The organism is Vibrio penaeicida (genome assembly GCF_030689305.1).
In the GTDB taxonomy this organism is placed as follows: Bacteria; Pseudomonadota; Gammaproteobacteria; order Enterobacterales; family Vibrionaceae; genus Vibrio; species Vibrio penaeicida_B.
Window position 1 is genome coordinate 30595 of record NZ_JAUYVM010000022.1, and the last position, 25826, is coordinate 56420.

Here is a 25826-nt window from a genome sequence, read left to right on the forward strand (position 1 = left end):
AACTAAACACTATAGTGCGTCGTTTTATTTATTGTGGAGTGTTATGTGAAACGAAATATATTATTAGTTTGTTGTGTGTTGCTAATGCCCTTCACATCTAAAGCTAAAGCTCCTTTCGGGCTAGCATGGGAAATGAGCAAAGGTGATTTACTTGGTGAATACCAAGACTTAGGCAGTAAAAAGTTAAGTAAAAGGGTGATTCATACTGGTAGGTTTTTTAACTTATATGTACCAAACCCTGATGCTGCATTTGATGATTATGTAGGGTACGTAAATAATGATGGTCTATATGCTGTAGTCGCAAGTTCAATTAAGTTTGAGGATGACTATTTGGGGAAAAAAGGCATTAATCAGTTTTATCAGTATGTTAGGTTACTAGAGACTAGTGGTTTCAATAAGTATCAATCAGTCATAAAGAAGCAAGACAGTTCAAAAGGCTTTTATTCATGTAATAGCTACATTGGTTGTATTAGTTACTGGTGGAGAGGAAAAAATAAAGCTGGTGATACTGTCGATGTAACAGTGGGACCATCCTATGGTGATTCCAGTGGAAAGATTCAAGTGACGTACCTAAAGGGGAGTATTTCGATTAGTGGCTTTTGAGTCGGCATGATTGGTTCAGTACCCAAAATTGTTAGCTAAAAACTCAGCCACATTACACATATGAGCCTTTCGCCAGTCAATAGGCAATAACGTTATCCTGGCAGCGATAGCAGCCAATCCACCTCGAACAACAAAGTCATCAACTTCGTTTTGTCATTTCGTTCACGAATGTGCGCCTCCAGACGCTTTCATTAATATGCATATAAATGCACTTGTTGCTATGATAGCCAGCAGATTAGGTCGAGTATCGGATTTGTGGAGAATGACTTTCGCGTTGGAGTCAACGACGCGGATACTAAAGTGATTTTTGCTGAACCTGTACCACCTCAGTGTGGCAGATTCTACAAACGGGAATCCATGTCATTCGTTATATAAGTAGGATAGTATGTCTAAAAAATATTCAAGATCTGACTTAATGAAGATCGCTATAGAAGAGCACTTAAAGTGTACAGAGTTTCCACGAGTTGGAGTTGTTATTGCGAAAAGTGGTGAAGTATTGGCTACTGGTTATCGTGGTGAAACAAAGAATGTTCATGCTGAGCGTATTGCGATAAGAAAGCTAACTGCTGAACAGGTTAAAGGTGTAACAGTCTATACTACGTTGGAGCCATGCGTTGAATTACGTGAGGAGCAAGAGATATCATCTTGTGCTCAATTATTGATCGATTCTGGAGTCAGTGATGTTGTTATCGGTGTTCTAGACCCTAATGGAACTATTTACTCCCAAGGTTATAGAAAGCTATTGGAAAACAATATTAATGTTAGTTTCTTTAATCGAAAACTCAGGGCTGCTGTAGAAGAGGAAACTTTTGACTGTGGCAATATACATAAAATTTATGGCTGTGGTAAAAGAAGAGTCCCAGTGATACACAGTGGAAACGAAATTGAAGTCCAGTTTAGTCAGACAGATGAAAGAATAATTAATATAAAATGGGCAACATTGCAGCCAGTACATGGATGCGTTGATCTTCAATGTAGTAATGGCAATAGCTCTGTACGAGTCGCTGCTGGTGTGAGAAGTTTCGGAGATATTAGTGATCCTACGATATTTCGCTTTCCAAGCCATTACTCAAGAATGAAAATAGGTGATATTGCAATAGTTAAACCATCAAACGCCACTTTTTATGTTTTGATTCAACTGATTAAAATTTTCGATAACGATATCATCTTCAAATGGGAAGTTAGAAATGATAGGTAAGTGAGTATGAGCTGAAGGTTTACATAACAAATGTATCAACAAGATTTGTTACATTCGGCATTGTCAGTTTGTCTCAAATTTCAGTGGTTAAGACAGTAAAATTCAGTTAAGCCTGTATCGTAGCAAAAGTACTATGCAGGTGTTAGAACGTTTAAGGGTAATCTGATATGGAGGGGCTATGATAGTTGACTTAAGCCAAGTTCAAAATCGATCTTGCTTTATTTTTGGTAGTGCTCTTATTCTTTTGTCGTGGATTACACAAAACTATCTTAATTCCTCTTGGAATGAAGAGCGCCTTTTTCATGAAAGAGCTCAATTAAATAGATTAATTGAAGAGTTAGAAATCAATTTATGGACAAGTACTTTACTACTGGAAAGTTCAAAAGATAAACCTGATGAAGATGTAGTACTTCAGTCAACTTTCAAAATTGCATTGCACTCAATTAGCTTGATGACATGGCACATATCTCCCTTTTTAGACGCGCCTGAGGACATACGCTCATCTCTAAACGAGAAGCATAAGCTTGAGAGAAGGGCTAGAGAGTATTTGCAAAAAAAAGATATCAAATCGTTAACTGTACTTCAGAATATGATCGCAATAGATTTGAATAAGAACGCTATTTCCTCACGAGATCGCATTGCATCAAAGCATCAAGAGCTTTTGTTTAAGGTTAAAAGCTCTGGCAACGTATTTTTGTTCCTCTACGTGTGTGGAACGTTATTAATAGGCTTCAGTTATTTAAAAAAGAAGGAGCTGGCTTCTTCATTACCAAAGCAATTAAAACCAAAGCGGAAAACAAAAAGGCGTAAAAGGTAACGTTCTAACAAAACGCTTCAAGCCGACCGCCAACGCATGGCATTTTTGGTTTGCAGCAATAATTGTGTTTAAGACGCAATGCGGTAGCTTGATTTGTTCGCTGTCTGCGGTTTAAGTTGGCGTTATGCCACTAAGGTAAAGTTTGGTGACGAAGAAAGGTTATAAAAGAGAGCATATTTTCCCTAACGAATCTTATGTACAAGAAGCTATTGATAGATATTTTCTGACCGCTGGTTATGAAATCATAGACGACAAATATACTGACTTAGTTTGTAAGCACCCTTCAACCAAAGAAACATGGTATATCGAAGCTAAGGGTTTAACATCTCAAGTCGGTTTGGATTTCCGTACCTGTATTGGGCAGGTTGTACAAAGAATGAAAGTGCAGGGTGCAAACTATGCTATTGCAGTTCCCGACATTCAAAAATTTAGAGATCAGCTTTTAATTGTCGCTCCACATGTAAGAGAAATACTAAACTTGTACTGGGTTTTAGTGGACGAGAATCAGTCGGTAGTCATCGTGTCTCCAGAGCAAAATTTGCATAATAAATTGCCTAAGTGTGACGGTTAACCATTGGCAGTTTTGGTTTGCGGTGAAATTAGTGTTTAGAGCGCAATACAGCGGCTTGTTTTGTGCGTTGTCTGCGGCTTAAGCGAGCGTTATATAATTTGGAGATCAAATGGACATTAATAAAAAGGACTTCGTCCTTAAGATAGCACTTTCAAACACTCAAAGCGCTGCATTTCAAAGAGGATATGTTTATTCATCTAATGTTTCTGATTCAGATAAGTCTAAATTTTCGAAATATTTTCGCTCTCGTTTAAGAAGCCTAGAAAGCACGTATTCTAGTCAGCCTAATGAGATGGAGCACATAGAAATTATTGAGTCTTTCAGGGAAGACATTTCAAACAAATATGCTCACCTGCTACAGGGTAATAAGCTACGGTTTGGTACTGCACAAAAAGCAGTCAATCTATACGTAAAGTTCCTATGGACACTGGGCTACATAGAAGAGCAACCTCCACATTGCCCGATTGATGGAATAGTATTGAAATCTTTGGGGCTCAAAGACAAGTGGACTGAACTTGACTGCCGACAACGCTACAAACAGATAATCGAATCCGTCAGACAAGAAGCATCTAAAAATAAAATGACAATAGCGGAGTGGGAAATAATGCTCTGGAATGATGTGGCTTAGCTTGTACGTAAATCAGGCAAGAAATTGCCTGTATGTGAAATGCTGCATAAGTCTTCAAGACCAGTCTAGATATATACTTTCCTAGTGTTACGATTTAGCCTCAATGAGCACGTATCTATTGCTATAACAGGAGGCAGCTTGAATATCAGAGTTATCGTACTTCTTGCCATATTGGCTGGTGGTTCAGCATTTATGAATGCTTATAACACTGTCGGTGATACAGTGGAACAGGTCATTGCTTTTGTTACTCCTCTTCTTGCCTACATAGCCATTATTGCTTTGGTTGGAATTTATCAAAAAGTGAAGATATTCAGTGATAAATTCATTTCGTACTTCTCTGTCTTCTTTATTCTTTTTACAGTCATTGAGAATGTCTATCCGATGTATCTATATCGCGATCAGACGTTGCCCAGTGATTACCTACTGCTGTTCTTTTTACAATTACTCTTAAATATTTACATCGTGAAGGTGATTCGCAGTGAACAAAACTCTCAGTCAGCTTAGTCCGGCTACGCCTTTATTGTCAGTTTTACTGAAAATGAAAGGGCAAATAGACAATAAAGTTAATGCAAACGACATTTACAGAGACCTATACCCTGTATTAGAAGAATTACTGATGAAAGGGTACAGCTTTGAGTCAGCAGAAATTCAAGGGGTCGTTTCTATTCTAAGTGAATTGCCGGCATGGGGAGCAAGGAGAATACACTTTCGGAAAACCTATCTGAAAGACATATATACACTAAAGAAGCTCCCAAGAAATCCTAGACACATCCCTTCAGGGTTATGGCACTGAGGCTGAGTAAGTTTTTTTTGGAAAACTTGCTCAATACAGGTATCTCAATATCCCAATGAGTTTGCCAACAGGGCGAGAATATTGAGTTTCCCACCCCAGATATTCTCGTCCGTCACTGTCCTTGTACAACCCAAACTCTCCGTTAGGGGGTAATTTCCCAGGGTCAACCACGACCAGATCACCAACCTGTAATGCCAACTCGTTGGGTTCAACCTTCCTGACTCTCTTTGATATGTAGCGCATAGCGAAACCTCTCTTCCTTGATTTGATCAATGGTCACGTCCATGTGCGGGTCAAAAGAAAAAGTAATGCAATGCAAAACATCAAGTTAGGCAGTCAAAGGCTAAGAGCTAGCATAGGTTGTTCGTGCTGATTTTGAGAAAAATGAATACTTAGCTGAGGCTCTGTTCTATCTATATGATTTCTTTGCTTGATACACCAACTCGACGGATTTCTTGCTTTTGGATTTGTTTCTTATACATAAAACTGTATATAAAAACAGTGCTCATTTAAGTGAGTAATGTCACTTTTTGTGGTTGTGTCAACAAGCGAAGCAAGGTTTTACTCAGAATCGACTTCGATGAAGTTAACACCAGATAAGTTATTAGAGGTCACTACATCGAAAAAACCGCCTGGCTGGTCAGTGCAAAAAGTGCGCAAACCCGCTCCCTGGACTCTGAAAATCCCACCGTCCGAAATCGACTCTTTGGCTAGGACCAACTTCTTGAAAGGACGCACGCGACTTGGCTTACCGTTACGAAGGTTCACGACGGTTTTTTCTTTGTCAATGGCATCAATAGTTTTGGTGATATTCAAAGTTAACCAGCGCTCTCCATTAAGATTTAACGGCAAGAACTCGCTGCATGTTTTCAATCCATCGAACTTTTTCATTGTCTCTTCTGAGGCGGCAAGGGCAGTGGCTCCCCATGCGGCAATGTCGGGCTTAGGTAACGTGGGTTCACCGTCAACTTCTAGCCAACCAACATCGATAGAATGCCAGTCAGAAGCTAAAGATTCTCCATTCAAATCTGGGAAATTATGAGTGGTTGCCTGAAGTGACATTTCCAGGTTGCTTTCCTGAAGAATAGCAAACTCATTGGCGTTAGCGGTGACAATGAAAACTCGGTTGAATGTTGTCATAATGAACCCTTATAACTGCTTTTCAAAACTTTAGGTATGAAACTCAAAAAGCTCAGCTATGACTTACTTGAACGTATAAAGTCTTAAAACACCGCCAATAGGTTGGGTTCAAAGCGCAGTCCCTTAAATTTATGACTTTCGCACATCGACTTAAATTCATCGGTTACAAACAATGTTGGACCTACTAATTTGGATTTAAATACCAGTTTTTCGGACACATCATCCTGGTTAAATGCCAAGGTATCATACCCATCCTCGATGCCATTGAGGTATCTTTTGGAGCACAACTCCGCATCCTCTTTGCCAAACTGCAGACAGTTAAATATGTACATGGGTTCTTCATCCACTCGAATTGGCAGTAATTCTCCTTTCGATTCAAGATAGGGGGACAGAGTTTTGGCCGCTTCTGAACTTAAAACGAGATAGGTTCTAAGCCAGACAAAGACGTCCGGAATGCTAGTGTTGTCACCTAACACTTCTTTACTGGAGCACGATACTTTATCACTCCAATACGGTTGCAAACTGATATTTGATGTTGGCTGTTTACGCAATTCATTAAAGTTAACGCCATTTAGCATAGACGCCAGGGACATAACGTTGAGGCTAATTGTTCTGAAGTCTTCTGGAAGCTCCATCAATTGGTATATTGCAGTCATTGTTCATTTGTCCATTGCGTATCTTTAGCAGTTAGAATTTGTGCTGGATGTGAGCCGTTTTTTAGTCGTTGTTTAACATCGACGAGTCGGTTTGTGAACACTTCTTTTGGCAAAGTATCAAGCATGAATTTTGAGATTATCCATGTCTCGTAATTGTATCTGTGAATTTCCCTATGTCCGGGAGATTTTGGAGCTTCCCAGTTCAGTTGTTTGTGCTTTTTGAAATTTACCAGCCAGACGCCATTTAGTGGATCATTTATGCCATAGCCGTAGGCATGAAGGTTGAGCCTGACGTTCATGAGCTCATCTTGGCGATATCTTCCTTTACCTGGGATGATATGGTGAGCCTCATGGTTTGTGGTTGGTTTCGGCTCTCCTATGGCTGTCAGATTGCGAGCGAGGCGAACGGTGGGGTGGTGCTCTTCGTTATAAAGAGATTCCAAATCACCCTTGTCTGAAGCCTTTTGGGCTGAAGCTCTGTATTCACTAAGCTGGTTTTGTAAATACACTCGCGCAACTATTTGTCTACGAAGTACTTTTAAGTGCTGCCAATCTTGCCTCGCGGCTTCTTGACACTCAATGTTTTTTTTCGCGTTTTTAGGGGATGTAGCGTTTCTTTCATTGTGAAACTTCGCACACTCTTGCTCATACCGGTGAATGGCAAGTTCTAGAGGTGAAGGATTTGAAGGTCTGGGAGACGGAGTAAGCTTTTGATACTGATATTTCATACATATTTTCCAATGAAAGATATGCTTGGGATAATACATATGCAAATTAGTGTATAAATGAGTAATATGAACTTTTTAGAGGGTGTGCACAATTTTCACTGTCGTAGTTAAGGTAAGGATAATATGGCTCATGACCGTTTATAGAATCACAGAAAACCCTACTAAATTTAAAACCCTTTCATTGTTGCCGAGTAATTTGGCTGAACAATTGGGTGACTTTGACCTTGTCAGAGACATACTTCAACAACCTTCAAATAATGCGCCACTGAAACCAATATGGGGTAAGGTGAATACAGAATTTGCTGATGTCCTCAATAAAGATTCAGAAACCCCTGATATCAGTATTTGGTGCAATACATTCCTCATATTTTCACCCAAAGCCTATGATTGCTTGCACACACAGTTGTCCACGTGTGGCGAGTTTTTACCAATCGATGTAAAAAGTGAGACTTGGTACTTCTTTACAGCACTGACATTCGCAAAAGAAAACAAACAGTTAACTGTCCAAAAAATCGAATACGGTGAATTGATTGGATTGGAAGCACTGGCTTTCGACGAAGAAGACACAAAAGATAAGTACCTCTTCAAATCCATTGAGGAAGGTCCAGTAAATCTATTCTGTACTGACACCCTTCGAGACCTAGTGACAGAGCATAAGCTGACAGGCATTGGTTTCTCGAAAGACTTAACAGGTATCGATTTTATGGGTGAACCGGAGTAAACGGGCCTGAAGTGATAGCGCCATAAGCTGTCATTCAAACCGCCTAACATATTCTCTCTCCCTTTCCTTCTCGGTCATTTGCGATTATGGTTATCGCAAGGCAGTGGTGTCGGATGATGAGTTAAGCCCTTAAGTGGTCTGAGATTTCATCGCATTATCTGCACGTTCAAAAAAGAGGGGACATTTATGGCGGAGCTTATTACTCATAACACTCCATGGCTCTTAGAGCAGTGGGGACGATGGGCTAGGGTGAATAACGACTTGACCGTGGGCTATCCGTCGATCACCTCTTTCACGAAATTGCTGGGCTCGACTTTGCCTTCTCCGCTCATCAATGATGACGATGCCATGTTGGTAGACAGTGCCGTCGCCAGGCTCAATCGCCGCGATGAAGAGATGGGTCAGGCAGTGGTGTTGTTTTACACCGGTGGCAGTAATGTGTCTCAAGTCGCCAGATGGCTCGATATTGACCGACGCAGAGCGGATGTTCTAGTGAAATCCGGCACCGCTTGGGTCGACGCGGCTATAGACAACGTGGCTTAACGTTATGTCAAAATAGTTGATTTTTTGTACACAACCAACTAGATTAAATCTCATATTATGAAGATATGCGCCCTGAACTCAGTTCGGGGCGTTTTCGTTTGTAAACCCGGTTGCCTTAAGGTGCCGGGTTTTCGTGTTTTAAGGAGCGCAGAATGAATCTGACCGAGCAGTTGAAAAGGCACGAAGGGTTTCGGCGTTACCCTTATCACTGCAGCGCGGGCAAGTTAACCATTGGCTTTGGCCGTAACCTTGAAGATGTAGGCATTGATAAAGAGGAAGCCGAGCGACTTCTTGAAAACGATGTGCAGAAGGTGAAAACCGCGCTCGTCAGGAAGTTACCTTGGTATCAGACAATCTCTCCGGTCAGACAAGCCGTGCTTGAAAATATGGCGTTTAACATGGGCGTTGCCGGGCTTTTGACCTTTAAGAAAATGCTCAGAACCGTGAAATCGGGCGATTACGCCTCCGCTTCCAATGAAATGTTAGATAGCCTATGGGCGAAGCAGGTGGGCAAACGAGCCACGGAGCTTGCTGAGCAGATGAAAACCGGGAGGTGGGCATGAGCATTTGGAATGTCCTTACCGGATTGGTCAAACCCGTCACTGACGTGATTGATGCCTTGCACACCAGTGATGAAGAACGGCTTCAAATTAAAGCCAAACTGTTTGAGATGCAAAACGCCATGGCCACTCAGGTGATGGATTACGAAGCGAGGCTCCTGGAGGCGAAAGCCCAGGTCATTACCGCCGAAGCACAAGGGGCGAGCTGGTTACAGCGTAATTGGAGACCCGTCACCATGCTGACGTTCTTGGCGCTGGTCGTCGCAGATACCTTTGGTTTGACTGAGTTTCGTTTGTCAGATGAAGCCTGGACACTATTGCAGATAGGTCTGGGCGGCTATGTGGTGGGGCGCAGCGCAGAAAAAATCGTTCCCAAAGTCAACGATGTAATGAAAAAGGACTGAGGCATGGTCGAGAGAGCGGCGGTGACGACCACTTACAGCGCTTCTGCCATTACTGTGCTGGCTGGACTCACCATCAATGAATGGGTGGCACTGGGAGGGCTTCTTATCGGGTTAGCGGGCTTAGCCATAAACTGGTGGTTTAAAAAAGAGCACCTCAAACTGGTTCGAAGAAGGGAGCATGATGAAGATGAATCATAGTAACCGGCTGCGAAATGACGGAGTGTAAGTATGCCGACATGCAAACGCACTCAGCGCCGGGACAATCGATTCTTTGATGCCCTTGAAGCGGGCTTTGGGGTCGGAGAAGCGGCGCGCCGTGCTGGCTATTCCCGAAGAAGCACCTACGACTACCGAGACCAGGACGCAGACTTTGCCAAACGCTGGGAAGAGGCGATTGAGAGCCACGTTGAAGCCCTTGAAATTGAAGCGGACAGACGAGCCAGTGTTGGGGTTGAAGAGCCGGTATTTTACAAAGGGAAAGAATGCGGACGGGTTCGAAAGTACTCAGACAATCTCCTGATGTTTCGCCTGAAAGCACTGGCACCGGAAAAGTATCGAGAACGCCGGGAATTGACAGGCAAAGACGGGGGACCGATTGAGACCGCCGTGTCGTTTACCTGCATGGTACTAGAAGCCGTTGATGGACAAACCCGATCTAAATAAAGCCATTGCCTTACTGGGTGACCGGAAATGGCGGTTAAACCACCTGTATTACATCGAGGACAAAAAAGGGCAGGTCGTACGATTTCAACTGAATGCGGCGCAGGAAAACCTGCTCCATAATCTTCACTATCTCAACCTGATTTTAAAAGCCCGGCAGATGGGCTTTAGCACATTCATTCTTTTGCTTGCTTTGGATTGTTGTCTGTTCAATTCCAACTTAGCCGCCGGGTTGGTCGCGGACACGCTGGACAATGCCAAAGGCTTGCTCAGTCGTATCAAATTTGCTTATGAGCGTTTGCCCGCTGATATCAAGCAGGCAGTGCCTGTGCTGACGGACAACGCGTTAGAGGTACGATTTGGCAACGAAAGTTCGGTGGAAGTCGGGGTATCACTGCGGTCGAGCACCAAGAACTTTCTGCACATTTCTGAATACGGCAAAATTTGCGCGCAATCGCCGGACAAAGCCAGTGAGATCCGTTCGGGTGCATTAAACACGTTGGCACACGGACAACTGGGGTTCATTGAAAGTACGGCAGAGGGAAGAGGCGGGGACTTTTTCAACAAAACCGAGCAGGCGAGAAAGATCCAGGACGAAGGACGTGACCTGCTGGACATGGAATGGAAGTTTCACTTCTTTCCCTGGTTTCAGGATCCGTCCTACCAAACCCGTGACCGTATTCGGATGACGGCAGACGAGATGAAATACTTTGATGAACTCGCCACTGAGTTCGGTATTTCGCTTACAGAAGATCAACAACACTGGTACGTATTGAAATGGCGTGAACAAGCCGAAGACATGAAAAAAGAATACCCGTCGACACCGGAAGAAGCGTTTTCCGGAGCGCGTGAAGGGGCGTATTTCGGCAAACCTATTCAGGCACTGCGACAGCGTGGAAAGATTGGTGGTTTCGAGTTTGAACCTCGGAGTGTGGTCAATACGTTCTGGGATTTAGGGGTATCAGACAGCACGACCATCTGGCTTCACCAGGAAATCGCGGGCAAACATCGCTTTGTCGGGTACTACGAAAACAGTGGTGAAGGCATCGCTCATTATATTGACTGGCTCGACCGTTGGCGAACCCAACGTGATGCCCGTTTTGGTCGTCACTTCGGTCCTCATGACGTCGAGCACCGAAAACAGGGACTCGAAGCGAAATCCATCAAACACATTGCGGCGGAAATAGGTTTCGCGTTTGAGGTCGTCCCAAGAACCCCGGACAAACTCAATTCCATACAGTCGGTGAGAACTGTATTGCCGGAGTGCGAGTTTGACGCCTCCGCGTGCGATGAAGGGATCCTGCATTTGGAAAACTACAGCCGAGATTGGGATGACAAGTATGGCGTCTGGAAACGACACCCACGTCATGATGAGCACTCGCACGGGGCAGATGCATTCATGGTATTCGCAGACGGGTATCAGTCAGACACCTCGGTGAAGGTTCCAGAGTACAAAGTGAGAAAGGTGGTTTAGATGCAGACAACGCAAATACTGGTCAGGGATAATCATTGGTCAGAAATCACGCTCTCTTCGACGGGAGTTATCTTATCACGAGCCGCTGAAGGTGTCTTGCTGTCGGTGGGCAGCACCGCACCATTGCAAAACCAACATGCCCATGAAGTTTCTGGTGCTGACGCCTATAAAGGGCTTTCAATAGGTGGCTTGTCCAGTACAGACAAAGTCTATTTGAAAAGTCTCAAAGGTGATCAGTATCTTGTGGTGACGTACTGATGGAATGGGATATAGGGCGCTTTGGTTTCACCCCCGATATGACAGGGTTTCGCTTCATTCAGGTCGCCAAGCCTTTTAGACCATCGGATGTGCGAGGTTTCATTGGGTGGTACGACGCCAGCCAGGAAAACACCATCACGCTAAACGGCAATGAAATTACGCGGATAGATAACCGAGTCGCAAGTGGTCGGCCCATTGAAGCGCTGGCTTATGGTGGTCCCGATTATGTCCCAAGCCATGCTGTGGCTAACGGTATGCCCGCTGCTGTCTGGCCCCAATTAGATAACAAAAAGGGGCTAGGATTAGGGGTCGATGCCAGTGTTAAACACCTGTTTGTGGTTGCGGCTTATAAAAACGGGGTAGAAGATCGATTCAGTCAATACAACACCATCTATACCGACCTCTCTGGTATATCGGAAATTAGCTCAGCTCGCGTTATGGGGACGTTGAATGCATCAAGCATATTCAATCAAGCTGAGTTCGGTGTGTTGGCTTCGGTCAATGATAGACAATTGACCAATGCGACTACATTATTGCCGCTCCCTCTGTCTGTGTTGCATTTTAGCCAACTTGGGCCGTTTAATATCTCCGCATTTGGCTCTAATAATGCCGGTAGTGGTGCCAATCGAGCGTGGCAGGGGTGTGTATGTGAAGTGCTGGCATTCAGTTTGGACATCGCTCCCTCAGAGGTGCAGAAGATTAAAGATTACTTGTATCCAAAATGGGGGATCCAGCCGTGATTGACGAGCCCTTAGGCAAAGATCATGATCGCCTGACCAGCCATATAGCCGGGCTTATTGATGCCTGTGAGCAATACTCTGAAGAACAAAAGTCCAGTCGTGATAGGTCACTGAATTACTACAACGGAGAAATGGACGATCTGACGCCAGAGGAAGGGCGCTCGGCGTCCGTATCAAAGGACGTTCGTAGTGTCATCAAAAAGCTGATGCCCTCCATCATGCGTACGGTGTTATCGAACGACAAGATTGTCGATTACGAACCCGTTGGACCGGAAGATGAAGAGAGCGCAGAACAAGCCACCGACTACGTCAATCATGTGGTGGTACCGGAATGCGGAGCGGAGCAGGCCATTCATGATGCCGTGTTTGATGCGCTGTTGGTCAAAACGGGGGTTTTAAAATGGACGGCGTACTCTCGAAAACAGATCAAGGTCTACGAATTCACCAACCAACCTTCTTCGGCGTTACTGGGACTCGAAGGAGAAGCAGACATTGACATCATTGCGCTTCAGGAACGACCGGAAAAAGATACACCAGATAATGACCCCGACACCCAGCGCTATGATTTTAAACTTCGGCGTATTGAAGACCAGATCGATATCCAGCTTGAAGCCATACCACGAGGCGCCTTTTTGATCTATCCGGGCAGTACCAACATTGAAGAGAGTCCGATTGTGGGGGAGCGCCAAATTGTAACCCGATCCGAACTGGTGAGTCGTGGTTACGATAAAGAAGACATTGCCAGCCTGCCTGAGTATGACCGAAGTGGTGACGAGGATGACAGCCATTCGAGGCAAGGGGACGACTGGAGTGACAACCGAACGCAAACATCGAGCGCAATGGACTCTGTCCTGATTTATGAAGTGTATGTACGGCTGGATCTGGATGACGATGGTATTGCTGAACTTTACAAGATGTGTTTTGCCGAGTGCAGTCAGGACCAGGAAGGAAAACACCTAATTCTAGCCATGGAAGCGGTCAGTGACGTGCCATACGCCGAGGTGGTGGCAGAGCGTGAAGCACACCATTTTGAAGGTCATTCGGTGGCAGAAGACGTGGTGGACATACAGCGTATCAAAACCGCTTTGCTCCGGGAAACCCTCGATAACATCTACTGGCAAAATAAAAAACAACCCGCACTCGACCCTTCAAAGCTGACAGAAAGTGGGATAGAAGCCGTCTACAACCCGGCATTTGGTAAACCGATTACCTTGAAGTCCGGGGCGAACGTTCATGATGCGGTTCAGTGGATGGAGGTGCCGTTTGTGGCAGACAAGTCCTTTGGCATGATGGACTACCTGGACAACGTCGTTCGCGACCGCACCGGTATTACCGACCAGTCTGGCGGACTCGACCCCGAGGCTTTTCAGGGTATGACCGCCACCTCTGTACAGTTGATGTCTGAAAGTGGGATTGCCCAGGCGGAAATGATCATCCGTTCTCTTACACGTGGCATTCGAAAAGCCTTTAAAGGGCTACTGAAACTGGTGATTGCTCATGCGGACGAACCTCGCACGGTACGTCTTCGGGGGGAGTGGGTTGAATACGACCCTCGCCACTGGAATGTGGATATGGATTGCAAAGTGAATGTGGGGCTGGGGGCGGGTTCAAAAGAACGCGATCTGACCGTACTGCAATTGATCCTCGGTTTACAGAAAGAGATTTTGGCCTCTATCGGTGCCGACAACCCCTTCGTCAAACCCAACCAGCTGTACAACGTTTTGGAAAAAATCACCGAAACAGCGGGTTTCCCCAGTGCAGAGCCTTACTTCACCAAACCCAATGAGGAAGAGATTGCGGCAAAACTGCAGCAAGAGGGCCCGACCGAGGCAGAAATGAAACTTCAGGCACAGATGCAGTTAGAGCAGATGAAGGCGAGTGCCAGATCTGCCATTGAACAGGCTCAGATGGAAGCGGACATCCGAGTTCAACAGGCCGAATTGGAAAAAGACACTCAACTTCAGATGATGAAGGCGCAGCAAGCCCGAGAACTGGCGGTAATGAAAGGCGAACTCGACCTTTTAAAACACCGTGAAAAACTGCAGTTTGAGCGGGAAAAAGCTGGGCTCGATACTGGATCATTAAGCCCGTTTACGGCTGGACATTTATACGATGGCACATAAAGCATCACCCAATGGGGAAGCCGAAAGGCTATTGAACCACCCCCTTATTCACCAAATTTTGGACGATCTGGAACGCGACGCGTTGGACGCGATAATCAATACCAATGACGAAAAACATCGCGCAGAAAACGTTTGGGAAGTTCGTTCTATCCGATCTTTACGGCAGAAGTTAAAGACCCTTGCTGAGGGCAAGACCATCCTGCCTAAAAAAGGCACCGTAGCGTAATGCTTGGTGCGAACCGACGACATGAGAGGACGTTGAGACATGCCAGAGCAAGAACAACACCTTGAAGGCGATATCACCATCGACAAGGATACGGCAGACAGAGCATTGGATGAGGATCACGAGTTTGACACCCTTGAAGATGCGATGGATGCACTCGGAGACGATGACACCGTAATCGACGAGCCCACCGAATCTAAAGATTTGGACTCAACATCTGACGATGATCTGTCTTTGGATGCCGAAGAGGCATCTGACGAGGCGGACGTTGAAGACAGCCATGATGAGTCAGTCACGTTAGATGATGGAGAATCTGTTCAGCTGGACGAGCTGAAAAAGGGCTATTTCCGTCAAAAGGATTACACCCACAAGACTGAAGCCCTGGCGCAGGAGCGCAAAGCCGTGGCGACCTTACGAGAGAACTACGACCAACAGGCTCAGTCACTCCAAACAGCGTATCAAAACCTGACCCAGTTTTTGGAAAGCCTTATCCCACCCGAACCGGATTTGGGACTGGCACAAAGTGATCCCGCCGCTTTTCAGTACCAAACCGCCTTGCGCAATAGTGCGGTCGCGGAAATTGAGAAAGTGTATACGGCGAGTGAGCAAGCACAGAGCACGATACAGGCAGCCAGTGAGCAAGACAAAGCCCACGTGCGTTCAGAAGAAGACGCAAAACTGCTTAATGCCATGCCTATGCTTAAGGACCCCGGTCGTCGGGCATCGTTCGATGCCGCGAACAAAAAGACGGCTCTGGAGTTTGGTTTTTCTGAACAGGACATCGAATCGACAGCGGATCACCGCATCTTGCAACTGGTGCATTACGCCCGAATTGGCAAGGTCGCGGAGAAAAATCGCAAAAATGCTCGTCGCCGTCTGACTGAAAAACCGAGCAAGGGCAACCGGTCCACTCCTGCACCAGGCAAACCACCCAAAAATCGAGAGGCCATGAAACGCTTAACCGAATCAGGGACGTTGGAAGACGCCATGGCGGTGGATTTCGACTGATCCTTTGAAAAAGAGAGGAAAGCCAAATGGCAAAGCTAGCCAATACCTTTGTGTCTTCGGATGCGGTGGGTAACCGCGAAGAACTGTCTGATGTAGTCAGCCGCATCACCCCCGAAGATACTCCTATCTACTCCATGATCAAAAAAGAAAAGGCAAAATCGACACACCCGGAATGGGAGATTGACGAGTTAGCCGCGCCTGGAGAGAACTTCCATCCAGAAGGCGACGAATTTGATTTTGATCGCATTGACACCCCCGCTCGAGTCGGAAACTACACACAAATCTTTCGAAAATCCTGGGCCGTATCCCGAACACAAAATTCGGTGGATAACGCAGGGAATGCCGAGAAGATTAAGTACCAGAAGCTGAAAAAGGGCATCGAGATCCGAAAAGACATTGAATATGCCCTCTTAGATAATAAAGGGTCGGTGGCCACGGATCCGAGGAAGATGGGCGCGTTAACCTCTTGGTATGAAACCAATGTGGATCGCGGCGCTCTAGGTGCGAACGGCGGTTTTAACGCGGCGACAGGGCTGACCGTACCTGCGACTGCGGGGACTCAGCGGGCGTTCAGCAAAGCCTTACTCGACACAACCATGCAGCAGGTCTATCACTCGGGTGGTACGACGAAATTTGCGGTGTGTTCACCTTACGTCAAATCGGTGTTCACCACCTTCATGTCCGATCCTAACGTGGCGCAATTTCGCTATGCCACCACAGGAGGCAAAAATACCATCATCGCAACGGCAGATGTGTACGAAGGGGACTTTGGAAAAGTGATGATCGTTCCCAATCGGGTGCAGTCTGCAAACGCGGCGATGGCCTCAAATGTACACCTTCTTAACCCCTCTCTTTTGAGCGTTAAGATGCTCGACAAAATCAAAAATGTCCCGAACCTTGCCAAAACAGGCGATGCGGAAAAAGGCGTCGTGCTCGGGGAAGGGACGCTTTGCGTGAAAAATGAGAAAGGGTTGGGGGTCATCGCGGATGTGTATGGGATGAGTGCAACCCAATGATCGACACGTTATGGCACCGAGTAACCTGTGTTCTCGGTGCCAACTAAGGAGTGACTGACATGAGTAGAAGCAGAGCCGACCAGGCAACAACACCAAAAGAAGACACACGCACCCCGATTATTTTGCGTCGGGACTACTGGGATGAGAGCGGGAAAAGGCATTTCGAGGGAGCACAGGTCAATGTATCGGTGCCGACAGCGAAAGCCCTAATACAAGCAGGGAAAGCGGAACGCGCCGATCCTCTGCCAGGCGAAGCGTTGTCATGACCATTCAAGAGGGTGCTTGGACGCTGGTGGACCATGATCCCATGACGGGTCGAATGGTGTGGCGAACGGAGCAAGATGGAATGACTCATTTTCGCACCGACTACCCGGTGGATGCGGTGATTGATGACAATGAGAGGGCATTCAATGAGAGTTTACATCAACGATTTGGCGATGGTCAGCGGGTCGCTTCTATCCCTTTGAATGTCTACTTTGAACAATTGCATGAGGCTCACTTACAAGGGGATAAGCAGTATCTTAGCCAGTGGCTTAACGACCCGAATAACCGCGCCTTCCGGACGTTTAAAGGAAAGGTGTGATGATCCAGGACTATTCTGAACTCATTGCTGAAGCGTCCCATCGTTCAGGTGTCACTAACATTGCTCAACGCGCCAGGATGTTGGTGGGGATGGCTGAAAAAAATCTGTCCAAGCGTTTGCGACTGGCGAACATGGAAACGGTGGCGGAGCTGACAACAGACGCCAACGGATCAGCCAGTCTTCCTTCTGACTATCAGGAAATGCGGTCTGTCCGTGTCTGTGGTCGGGAGATCAAACGCCTGCCGCTTGATGTGTTGTTTGAGGGGCATCAATGGGGTTTTGCCATTCAAGGAAAGGCACTGAAATCCTCATACCAGTCCAAAGTACACCGGCTTGTTTACTATGCGGCGATCCCCAGTCTTGAAGCCGAAAACACCAGTTGGTTATTGGATGACGAGCCTGAACTCTACCTTCACGCGTTGCTTTTCCAGATCTACACCGCGATCAATGACATCGACAAAGCTCAGGCAACCGCCAGCTATCTATCCCAGTTGATTGAATCCGCAAACCAAGCCGACCACATGTACCGGCACGCGGGGACGCGCATTCACCTTGGAGGGATAGTGCCGTGACCGCGGAAACGGTGCTGACCAACGTGCTGTTGGAAATCGGGCTGGACAATCCGTCTGCTCAACTCACCAGTCACGAATACGAAATTCGCCAGATCAAAACATTCATGAATGCGGCAGGGTCCGAAATAGCCCGCCGAGCAGAATGGTATCACCTGGTGAAAGAGCTGGCTGTCTCTGGAGGGGTGAGTGAGGTGATCCTGCCAAATGATTTTCAAATGCTGACCGAACACAATGCCGTGCGTTTGAATAAGGCGGGCTTCCATCCCGTCAGGCTCACATCCAGTCCTGAAGTATGGGCATTATTGTCAGAACGCCCATCCGCGCAACCTTACTGTCATCTCCAGGCAGGAAAAATTCTGTTTTCACCCACGCTTGAGACGGAAGGCGCAACCGTCCGTTATGTGTCAACGCATTGGGTTGAAGGTAAAGCCGAAGTGACTCAGAACGGGGATAAATTGCTTGTCCCTGAACGACTGATTGAGAAAGGGACCATTTGGCGTTGGAAACGTCAGAAGGGCCTGCCGTATGATGATCTTTTAGCGGAGTTTGAAGCCGACTTTCTGACGGAAATTCACGCTGACCGAGGGGGAGAAGATGCGCATTAACCCTGCTCGTGTGCGCTCGTTTAATCGAAAAAATACCCCGAGTGACAAATCTCCGTCCGCCCAAAATCAAACCTATATGGTGCCCGTTGGCGGCATGATGACCAACACGCCTTTGGCAAGCCCAGAGCGTCAAACCGCACTGGTATTAGAAAACTTCTGGCCAACGGCAACAGGCATTGAACCGCGTGGCGGCACAAAACAACGCTGCACGATTGCCGGGGGAGTAGAGGCCCTGTTTCAATACCGTGCCGGGATCCAGCCGACCTATTTTGCAGCAGACACCCACCATGTTTATGAATTTTCTGATGCCACCTTGTCTGGCTCCACCTTATCCGCCGTTGTGACCGGACAGACCAGCGCCGACTATTCTGTTTTGGAAATGCAAACCGACGGGGGCGCATTTTTGACCATTGTCAACGGACAAGATCACGCTCAAATTTATGACGGAACACACTGGCAGCCGATCACAAATGCGTCCACACCGTTCGCCATCACCCAGGTTGCAACGGATCGGCTTAGCCACGTGTGGTCATACCGCAATCGTACATTCTTTATCGAACGAGCAACGATGAATGCTTGGTACCTGGGCATCAATTCCGTGGCGGGACCCGCGAGCAGGCTCCCGTTGTCGGGGGTGTTTAATAAAGGCGGAGCCCTGCTATTTGGGGCAACTTGGTCCTCTGACAGTGGTGCGGGTATGGATGATCGCTGTGTCTTTGCGACCAATCAAGGGGAATTTGCCGTCTTCAGTGGGGGCAACCCTGGCGATGCGTCGGACTGGCAGTTAAACGGGGTGTATAACATCGGTGAACCACTAGGCAAAAATGCCATCATGCAAGTGGGCGGCGATCTGATTGTTGCCACCAAAGCCGGTTTGATACCCATCTCCGCCGCCACCACCAAAGATCCTTCCCAACTCAAACTGGATGCCCTCAGTTTTCCTGTCGACACCGACTGGCGACGTGAAGCGATTTTGTCCGGCAATATTGGCGGATGGCGCCTGATCAAATGGGACAGCCGTAACATGGCCATTGTTGCGCCGCCACATCGTGATGCAGAACAAGGCTATTGCTGGGCAGTGAATATGGAAACAGGTGCCTGGACGAAGTTTACCGGATGGCGAATTGGAGACATTTTTGTTTTGGGGAACCATCTCTATTATGGCGATGACAGAGGCAATATCTATCGGTGTGATGTCGGCGGGTTCGATAACAACAGCGCATTTGAATGTCGTGCCTGTTTCAGCTTCGATAACCTTGGAATGCCGGGCGCACTGAAAACAGCGCATGCCGTGAAAGGCATATGGCGCTACCGCACACCTTTTTCAGTCCGCCACACCATCGGCAAAGACTATAAGCCAGCATTCGGTGCTGCCCTGTCTGTTCCACTGTCTACTGGCGGGCAGCAGGGGAAGTGGGACGAGTCTTACTGGGATCAAGTCCAGTGGGCAAACAACGACGATGGCTATCAAATCAAAGAAAAATGGGAAAGCGTTTCCGCGCATGGTGAAGTATTGGCACCCCAAGTCCAAATCACGTCTGCCCAAAGTTTCAAACTGGACTGCGAATTGGTATCGATTGATTTGATGTATTCGACAGGGGGACTTGTCGTATGAAACCCACCGTTCCCGTCTGCGATTGCCAACCTGAAATCAAAGCGTTTGTTGAAAACGGTCTATGGCAAGGCGCGCGCCAATTTGGACCCTGTCACTGCTTGGGGTTTGCCAATGATTCTGAGGGATTAGTGGCGGGCATGGTGTACCACAACTACGACCCTCACGCCGGAGTCATCGAACTGTCTGGGTATGCGGCAAGGCGGGACTGGACGAACAAGCGTTGGGTTCATCTTGTCTTTGATTATCCCTTCAGAAGTTGGGACATCCGCCTTCTAGCAGGTCGGCACAGCGAACGCAATCGTCTGGTTCGTCGTATCTGGCGCAGAGTCGGTGCATGTGAATATCTGATCCCCGAAATGTGGGGGGAAGATGAAGCCGAAGCTATTGCCGTTTTAACCCGTCAGCAGTGGGCGCAATCAAAGTTTAGAGGAGCATCTGAACATGGGTAAGAAATCCTCCCCACCACCACCTCCAGCACCGCCGCCACCAAAGGAAACGGCAGCGGCACAAACATCGACCAATATTGGGACGGCGATTGCGCAGCAGGCATTGAACAATGTCAATCAAGTCACTCCAGGCGGGAGCTTAACGTATTCTCAATCAGGCTCACACACCTACACTGACCCCGGAACCGGACAAACGCACGTTATCCCAACTTACACCGCCACACAGACACTGAGTCCTGAAAACCAGCGTATTCAGAACAAAACCGAAGAAGCGCAACTTAACTTTTCCACCTTAGCAGCAGATCAGTCAGCCCGCTTGAAAGGACTGCTTGGTCGTCCTGTAGACGCGAGTACTCTGCCTGAACGTGGGGAGGCAGAAGCCATTCGTCAGACAAACTTACAGAGAGTGGGTCAAGGTCCGGTATTACAAACTGAGTTAGGTGAAGTGGGCGATGTTCAGCGTCATATCGCGGATGCCGGACCCATCACACGCACGTATGGCACGGACTTTTCAAAAGATCGCCAACGAGTAGAAGACGCGCTGATGGCGAGAATGTCACCAAGATTAGAGCAAGATCGCCAGCGACTGGAAAGCCGCCTGGCGTCCCAAGGCATTCGTATGGGCTCTGACGCGTACCAATCGGCAATGGACGACTTCAGCCGCCAGACCAATGATGCTCGTTTTGGCGCAATACTGAATGCCGGACAGGAACAAAGTCGATTGACGGGATTAGCCGCATCACGGGCTAACTTTGAAAACGCCGCTCAGGCTCAGGCGTTTAAGCAAAATGCCGCAAATGCCCAGCTAAACAACAGCGCGCAGTCACAGGCATTTCAGCAAGAGTCGGAGCGGGTGGGACAGCGTAACGACGCTCTTCAGCAGATGCACCGCAACCGCGCCCAGGGCATCGGGATGGACAATCAGACAGCGACTCAGGAAGTCAACGCCGACATAGCCCGCTTTGATGCCATGAACAATGCTCGCAACCAGGCATTGCAAGAGCGGTTTGCCCTTCGCAATCAGCCCATCAATGAAATCACGGCGTTGATGTCAGGCTCGCAAGTGACCCAACCCAGCTTCATTACGCCCCAGACCGCGCAGCTGGCGACCACCGATACGGCCGGTATTCAGGCAGGGTATGACAACGCGATGAACAACCGTTATGCCCGGCTGATGGCCAACCGGGGTCAGAATATGGGACTGGCAGGCAGTCTGTTTGGCGGACTTGCCGGTTTGGGTGGTGCGGCGATCATGGCGTCAGATAAGCGGGTGAAGAAAGACATTAAGAGGGTGGGTAAGACCAACGATGGACAACCGATTTACACGTTCCGCTACAAAGACAGTGACGGTATCCAAATGGGCTTGATGGCTCAAGATGTGGAGAAGAAGACACCGGAAGCGGTGATAGAGCGACCTGATGGCATCAAAATGGTGAATTACGACCTCGCACTGAAGGGGGCAAAATGAGTACACAACCTTTTATTTTCGGCGGTAACACAGGTCGCTCTTACCAGGACATTAAACGAATGCGTGAGCAAGCTGAAGCGCTAAAACCTTCTGGGCGCATTTCTGGTGGTATTTCAGGGTTCGGTGACGGGCTGTCGGCACTTGGCCGCGCTTTAATGTATCGGATGACGACAGACAAAGCAGACAAGCTCGAGAAAAAGGGTCGCCAGAGTTTCAATGCCGAGTTTAACCAATGGGCAAGCCAGCCTGATTTCAAGGCTTCAGAGATGACCCAACAAAGTCAGAAACAGCCATCGACCGTTGGTGGGATAGATCCCCGCCTGGTAAAGATGAGCAGCAACGCTTTCGCCACGCCTGGGCAGCAAGCTTTAATGCAGATGATGCTCAAACGCCAGATGGATACCAGTGCGCCCGCCGACCCGATGAAGCAAGTACAGCTTCAGAAAGCCCAGTTGGAACTTGAAAAAATGCGTAATCCTGAACGCAACGTTATCCAAGGTGCAGATGGGTTTAAATATTATCAAGACACCGGTGAACGAGTATTGCCCGGTGTGGAGATACCCAATGATCCCTTAAGTGATATTCAGCTTCAAAAGGTACAGTTGGAGCTTGAAAAAATGCAGAACCCACAAGAAAACTATCGTCAAGTGTCTGGTGATACTGCTACCGCGATGGGCTTGGATGGTAAAAAATTCTACAACATTGCTCCCGATGGCAAAGTGTCTCAAATTGGCGGTGCTGGTGTGAATGTTAATGTTGGCGGCTTCAATGAATCACAAGCAAAGGCGGCTGGCTTTGCTGATCGAATGATCCAAAGCGAAAACGTTCTTCGTGATGTTGAACAAGCCGGTACTGGCATTCTGGACAACCTTGCGTCGAAACTACCCGGTAGTAACTTCATGGTGAGTGACGACTACAAACTATACGACCAAGCGCAACGTGATTTTATTAATGCGGTGCTTCGTCGTGAAAGTGGCGCGGTTATTTCTGATCAGGAATTCGACAACGCCAGAAAGCAGTATTTTCCACAGCCGGGCGATACACCGGAAGTCATGGAACAAAAGCGCAGAAACCGTGAAACGGCAATTTTCGGGATTGGTCGTGCCGCTGGTGGTAACTACAACGCACCACAGATAAAAGCGGCTCAAGAAAATGAAGGTAGTGTTCCACAGGCGGGTCAGGTTATCGGCGGCTATCGCTTCAAAGGCGGTGATCCGGGCGATCAAAACAACTGGGAGAAACAATAATGGCTGGCCCCTGGGAACAGTATCAAAAAGCAACACAACAGGCAGAAGGTCCTTGGTCTATCTACAAAAAACCGGAACAGCCTGCTGAATCTGTTGGGCAACAGGGGCAGCCTTTTGAACCGCCAGTTTTGTACACAACTAAAGACGGCGGGCGTATCTATCGCAATTCGGACGGCAAACTGGGTTATGTAAGCGAAGGTTTTGCAACAAGTGACCAAGATACTATTGCGCGATTACTGGAAGGGGCAACACCTGCCGAAGCGTCTAGCTGGGAACCCATCGTTGATCCTGGTGGTGCAGACATGTCAGGTATGCGCGGTGCTATTCAAGGATTGACGTTTGGGCTGGGTGATGAAATTGTGGCGCGTGGAGCATCCACACTGTCAGGCTGCCCCTATGAACTAGAACTGAAAGCAGAACGCCAGCGTTTAAAGCAAGGTCGTGAAGAACACCCTGTAGCAACTTATGGGGGCGAATTCGCTGGTGGAATGGCAACAGCTTTGACTGGTATTGGTGCAGCAGGACAGGCAGCGACCCGCACAGGACAAGTTGCACGGACTGCTGGCATAGGTGCAGCCGAAGGCGGTGTCTATGGGTTTAACTCTGGCGAAGGGGGCTTTGAAAACCGCGTTAAGTCAGGCGGTGATGGTGCTGCTTTCGGTGCGTTTGGTGGGGTAGCTGCCCGTCCTGTAGGTGCTGGTTTGTCCAAGCTTGGCGATTCTGGAGAGTCCGTGTTCCAAATGCTGATTGGTCGTGGTCAACCTCAAAGGGCACAAAATGCCATCGGAACTGCCCTTGAACGATCCGGCCAACAAGGTGAAGAAGTTGTGGCCGCGTTACGTCAAGCGACAAGTGAAGACCAGCCACAATATGCTATAGCGGATGCTTTGGGGCGTCCTGGTCAGCGTATGCTATCTGGTTTGATTCGATCTACCCCAGAAGTAGCGCAAGAGATTCAAGACTACCTTATTTCACGACAAGCCGGGCAAGGCAACCGTGTTGCGTCGTTTGTCGCTGATGCTTTTGATGCACCAAACAGTGCCAATGCGACAAAGGAAGCAATGGAACAGGCGCGCAGTAGGGCTGCAAATGCGAACTATAGTGCGGCCAGAAACAACGCTGATCCGGTTGATGTCCGTGGTGCGTTGGCTATCATTGATGACCGTATTGGTGGCATGCAAGGCAGCGGTGTCCGTGGTGATGGCATTGATGCAAAGTTACTCACATTCCGAAATCGTCTAGCCGCTGCTACGCCGGAAAACACCAAGTTCAACCCCACGCCAACAGCCGTTGAACTTTCAGATTTCAATCGTGTGTTGGGCGTAAAACAAGATGTTCAAGATGCTATTGGGGCTGCAATACGGGCGGGTAGAAATAACGAAGCTCGCGAGCTGGGAAAACTGGTCAGTTCTCTTGATGAAGCCTTGGAAGTATCCAGCAGCCAATACCGTCAGGCAAATGATGCTTTTGCCCGCGCTTCCCGTGAAATTGATCAAGTGGCTTCGGGTCAGCGTGCTGCCGGGTCACGTTCTCGCCCTGAAGACACCGTGGCGGCCTTCAACAAAATGACTGATGGGGAACAAGCCGCTTTTCGGGCTGGTTATGCTGATCCTCATATTGCCCGTATAGAATCTGGCGCTGTTGGTTCAAACGCGGCACGTCCGTTTACTTCACAGAAGTTTCAGCAGGAAGCGGCTGCAATGGCAACTGATCCCGAATTACTTACTAGGCGCTTGGATCGGGAAAACCAGATGTTTTCAACGAACAATACCGTGCTTGGTGGTAGCCGAACTGCTGACAACTTGATTGATATGGAAGATGTCAGCCACTTCGATACCGGAGCGCTAGCTCTTTTGCTTCGTGGACAGATCATTGATGGAACTACCCAACTTGCAGGGCCAGCGATTAACCGATTACGGGGACACGGGCCTTTAGTACGTGAAGAAATGGCCCGCATGTTGACCAGCAAAGGTGATGAAGGCGCAAGCCTTATTCAGCAACTATTAATCAACAAACAGAAAGAACAGGCAGCGCGTCAAATTATGATTGACCGCATGACGGCGGCGGGTGGTGTGGGTGCCGGGATGTCTCAGGACTAAACAGCGTGACTACCAAGGTATACGGCAACCATGCCAATAACAGCAGGTACGCCAATTGCCAGGATTGAATGCCAATCCCAGTCATCTTTTTTGTTTAACCGCCAAAAGCCATAGATAGCCCACAACGTAAGCATGTTTGCCACGAGAACCAAGGCAAGTATGTCAAAGCCGTCTAGCGGTGGATCGAAAATAGTCATACATCAATTGTAAATTATCCAAGGGTGTAGCGCATCTTTACAGATGCGCTATTTGCACTCTACGGATAGGTTTTTCAAGCTAAGATTATGCCAAAGCAACAGATTATTTTACCCAAGCCCCGCCAGTCGG

34 protein-coding genes are annotated in these 25826 nt (G+C 47.8%); 29 read left to right on the top strand and 5 right to left on the bottom strand.

The genetic code is table 11. From position 1 onward, the window contains the following. Positions 1-45 precede the first annotated feature (45 nt). The 7 genes from Q8W40_RS24390 (at position 46) to Q8W40_RS24420 (ending at position 4610) form a co-directional block, all read left to right on the top strand. Complete coding sequence (locus tag Q8W40_RS24390; RefSeq protein WP_305400974.1) at positions 46-603, top strand: hypothetical protein; 558 nt, start codon at positions 46-48, stop codon at positions 601-603. Positions 604-988: 385 nt separating this feature from the next. Beyond that, positions 989-1801: a deaminase gene (locus tag Q8W40_RS24395; RefSeq protein ID WP_305400976.1), complete on the top strand. Its 813-nt coding sequence runs from the start codon at positions 989-991 to the stop codon at positions 1799-1801. A gap of 178 nt (positions 1802-1979) precedes the next feature. Further along, on the top strand, positions 1980-2618 hold the full coding sequence (locus Q8W40_RS24400; RefSeq protein ID WP_305400977.1) for a hypothetical protein: 639 nt from the start codon (positions 1980-1982) through the stop codon (positions 2616-2618). Positions 2619-2763: 145 nt separating this feature from the next. After that, positions 2764-3189, top strand: a complete 426-nt coding sequence (locus Q8W40_RS24405; protein ID WP_305400978.1) for a hypothetical protein — start codon at positions 2764-2766, stop codon at positions 3187-3189. Between the two features lie 109 nt (positions 3190-3298). Further along, positions 3299-3817, top strand: coding sequence for a hypothetical protein (locus Q8W40_RS24410; RefSeq protein WP_305400980.1), 519 nt, complete (start codon positions 3299-3301; stop codon positions 3815-3817). 138 nt (positions 3818-3955) lie between these two features. After that, positions 3956-4321 carry a hypothetical protein gene (locus tag Q8W40_RS24415; protein ID WP_305400981.1) on the top strand — a complete coding sequence of 122 codons (366 nt, stop codon included), beginning with the start codon at positions 3956-3958 and terminating at the stop codon, positions 4319-4321. Further along, entirely contained in the window at positions 4296-4610 is a 315-nt protein-coding gene (locus tag Q8W40_RS24420) for a hypothetical protein (RefSeq protein WP_305400982.1), read from the top strand. The genes Q8W40_RS24415 and Q8W40_RS24420 overlap by 26 nt, the downstream gene beginning before the upstream one ends. 30 nt (positions 4611-4640) lie before the next feature. On the opposite strand, the gene Q8W40_RS24425 is transcribed toward Q8W40_RS24420, so the two are convergent. From Q8W40_RS24425 to Q8W40_RS24440, 4 genes are all read right to left on the bottom strand, one after another. Further along, positions 4641-4853, bottom strand: a complete 213-nt coding sequence (locus Q8W40_RS24425) for a hypothetical protein (RefSeq protein ID WP_305400984.1) — start codon at positions 4851-4853, stop codon at positions 4641-4643. Positions 4854-5171: 318 nt separating this feature from the next. After that, positions 5172-5750 carry an imm11 family protein gene (locus tag Q8W40_RS24430; RefSeq protein ID WP_305400986.1) on the bottom strand — a complete coding sequence of 193 codons (579 nt, stop codon included), beginning with the start codon at positions 5748-5750 and terminating at the stop codon, positions 5172-5174. Between the two features lie 83 nt (positions 5751-5833). Continuing rightward, a complete protein-coding gene (locus Q8W40_RS24435; protein ID WP_305400987.1) occupies positions 5834-6406 on the bottom strand; it encodes a hypothetical protein in 573 nt (190 codons plus the stop codon). Next, positions 6403-7134, bottom strand: coding sequence for an AHH domain-containing protein (locus Q8W40_RS24440; protein WP_305400988.1), 732 nt, complete (start codon positions 7132-7134; stop codon positions 6403-6405). The genes Q8W40_RS24435 and Q8W40_RS24440 overlap by 4 nt, the downstream gene beginning before the upstream one ends. A 130-nt stretch (positions 7135-7264) precedes the next feature. Here Q8W40_RS24440 and Q8W40_RS24445 point away from each other — a divergent pair, with 130 nt between their 5' ends. The 22 genes from Q8W40_RS24445 to Q8W40_RS24550 all read left to right on the top strand — a co-directional run bounded on the left by Q8W40_RS24445 (position 7265) and on the right by Q8W40_RS24550 (position 25499). Beyond that, positions 7265-7855 (top strand): hypothetical protein, encoded by a 591-nt coding sequence (locus tag Q8W40_RS24445; protein ID WP_305400990.1) that lies wholly within the window; start codon positions 7265-7267, stop codon positions 7853-7855. A gap of 186 nt (positions 7856-8041) precedes the next feature. Beyond that, positions 8042-8398 (top strand): antiterminator Q family protein, encoded by a 357-nt coding sequence (locus Q8W40_RS24450; RefSeq protein ID WP_305400992.1) that lies wholly within the window; start codon positions 8042-8044, stop codon positions 8396-8398. Between the two features lie 152 nt (positions 8399-8550). Further along, positions 8551-8961, top strand: coding sequence for a glycoside hydrolase family protein (locus tag Q8W40_RS24455; RefSeq protein ID WP_305400994.1), 411 nt, complete (start codon positions 8551-8553; stop codon positions 8959-8961). Next, a complete protein-coding gene (locus Q8W40_RS24460; protein WP_305400996.1) occupies positions 8958-9362 on the top strand; it encodes a 3TM-type holin in 405 nt (134 codons plus the stop codon). The genes Q8W40_RS24455 and Q8W40_RS24460 overlap by 4 nt, the downstream gene beginning before the upstream one ends. Positions 9363-9365: 3 nt before the next feature. After that, positions 9366-9560 carry a phage holin gene (locus tag Q8W40_RS24465; RefSeq protein ID WP_200765797.1) on the top strand — a complete coding sequence of 65 codons (195 nt, stop codon included), beginning with the start codon at positions 9366-9368 and terminating at the stop codon, positions 9558-9560. A 30-nt stretch (positions 9561-9590) separates the two neighbouring features. Then, the gene (locus tag Q8W40_RS24470; protein ID WP_305401000.1) at positions 9591-10025 is read left to right on the top strand and encodes a hypothetical protein; all 435 of its coding nucleotides are present in this window, start codon (positions 9591-9593) and stop codon (positions 10023-10025) included. Further along, positions 10003-11496 carry a hypothetical protein gene (locus tag Q8W40_RS24475; protein ID WP_305401001.1) on the top strand — a complete coding sequence of 498 codons (1494 nt, stop codon included), beginning with the start codon at positions 10003-10005 and terminating at the stop codon, positions 11494-11496. Before Q8W40_RS24470 ends, Q8W40_RS24475 begins: the two co-directional genes overlap by 23 nt. Then, positions 11497-11754: a hypothetical protein gene (locus Q8W40_RS24480; protein ID WP_305401003.1), complete on the top strand. Its 258-nt coding sequence runs from the start codon at positions 11497-11499 to the stop codon at positions 11752-11754. After that, positions 11754-12494, top strand: coding sequence for a hypothetical protein (locus Q8W40_RS24485; RefSeq protein WP_305401004.1), 741 nt, complete (start codon positions 11754-11756; stop codon positions 12492-12494). Before Q8W40_RS24480 ends, Q8W40_RS24485 begins: the two co-directional genes overlap by 1 nt. Then, positions 12491-14617, top strand: a complete 2127-nt coding sequence (locus Q8W40_RS24490; protein ID WP_305401005.1) for a portal protein — start codon at positions 12491-12493, stop codon at positions 14615-14617. Before Q8W40_RS24485 ends, Q8W40_RS24490 begins: the two co-directional genes overlap by 4 nt. Further along, positions 14607-14843, top strand: a complete 237-nt coding sequence (locus Q8W40_RS24495) for a hypothetical protein (protein ID WP_104401822.1) — start codon at positions 14607-14609, stop codon at positions 14841-14843. The genes Q8W40_RS24490 and Q8W40_RS24495 overlap by 11 nt, the downstream gene beginning before the upstream one ends. A 39-nt stretch (positions 14844-14882) precedes the next feature. Further along, positions 14883-15848 carry a hypothetical protein gene (locus tag Q8W40_RS24500; RefSeq protein ID WP_305401008.1) on the top strand — a complete coding sequence of 322 codons (966 nt, stop codon included), beginning with the start codon at positions 14883-14885 and terminating at the stop codon, positions 15846-15848. Between the two features lie 26 nt (positions 15849-15874). Next, positions 15875-16864 (top strand): DUF5309 domain-containing protein, encoded by a 990-nt coding sequence (locus Q8W40_RS24505; RefSeq protein WP_104401824.1) that lies wholly within the window; start codon positions 15875-15877, stop codon positions 16862-16864. A 59-nt stretch (positions 16865-16923) separates the two neighbouring features. Next, complete coding sequence (locus tag Q8W40_RS24510; RefSeq protein ID WP_305401009.1) at positions 16924-17130, top strand: hypothetical protein; 207 nt, start codon at positions 16924-16926, stop codon at positions 17128-17130. Beyond that, entirely contained in the window at positions 17127-17447 is a 321-nt protein-coding gene (locus Q8W40_RS24515; protein ID WP_022609971.1) for a hypothetical protein, read from the top strand. Before Q8W40_RS24510 ends, Q8W40_RS24515 begins: the two co-directional genes overlap by 4 nt. Next, positions 17447-18019 (top strand): phage adaptor protein, encoded by a 573-nt coding sequence (locus tag Q8W40_RS24520; protein WP_305401010.1) that lies wholly within the window; start codon positions 17447-17449, stop codon positions 18017-18019. The genes Q8W40_RS24515 and Q8W40_RS24520 overlap by 1 nt, the downstream gene beginning before the upstream one ends. Beyond that, positions 18016-18624: a phage adaptor protein gene (locus tag Q8W40_RS24525; protein ID WP_305401012.1), complete on the top strand. Its 609-nt coding sequence runs from the start codon at positions 18016-18018 to the stop codon at positions 18622-18624. Before Q8W40_RS24520 ends, Q8W40_RS24525 begins: the two co-directional genes overlap by 4 nt. A 379-nt stretch (positions 18625-19003) precedes the next feature. Then, positions 19004-20239: a hypothetical protein gene (locus Q8W40_RS24530; protein ID WP_305401014.1), complete on the top strand. Its 1236-nt coding sequence runs from the start codon at positions 19004-19006 to the stop codon at positions 20237-20239. Beyond that, complete coding sequence (locus Q8W40_RS24535) at positions 20236-20688, top strand: hypothetical protein (protein WP_305401016.1); 453 nt, start codon at positions 20236-20238, stop codon at positions 20686-20688. The genes Q8W40_RS24530 and Q8W40_RS24535 overlap by 4 nt, the downstream gene beginning before the upstream one ends. Next, entirely contained in the window at positions 20681-22153 is a 1473-nt protein-coding gene (locus tag Q8W40_RS24540) for a tail fiber domain-containing protein (protein ID WP_305401017.1), read from the top strand. Before Q8W40_RS24535 ends, Q8W40_RS24540 begins: the two co-directional genes overlap by 8 nt. Beyond that, positions 22150-23400, top strand: a complete 1251-nt coding sequence (locus Q8W40_RS24545) for a hypothetical protein (protein ID WP_305401018.1) — start codon at positions 22150-22152, stop codon at positions 23398-23400. Before Q8W40_RS24540 ends, Q8W40_RS24545 begins: the two co-directional genes overlap by 4 nt. After that, a complete protein-coding gene (locus Q8W40_RS24550; RefSeq protein ID WP_305401019.1) occupies positions 23400-25499 on the top strand; it encodes a hypothetical protein in 2100 nt (699 codons plus the stop codon). The genes Q8W40_RS24545 and Q8W40_RS24550 overlap by 1 nt, the downstream gene beginning before the upstream one ends. On the opposite strand, the gene Q8W40_RS24555 is transcribed toward Q8W40_RS24550, so the two are convergent. Continuing rightward, positions 25496-25696, bottom strand: a complete 201-nt coding sequence (locus tag Q8W40_RS24555; protein WP_305401021.1) for a hypothetical protein — start codon at positions 25694-25696, stop codon at positions 25496-25498. The genes Q8W40_RS24550 and Q8W40_RS24555 overlap by 4 nt on opposite strands. Positions 25697-25826 lie beyond the last annotated feature (130 nt).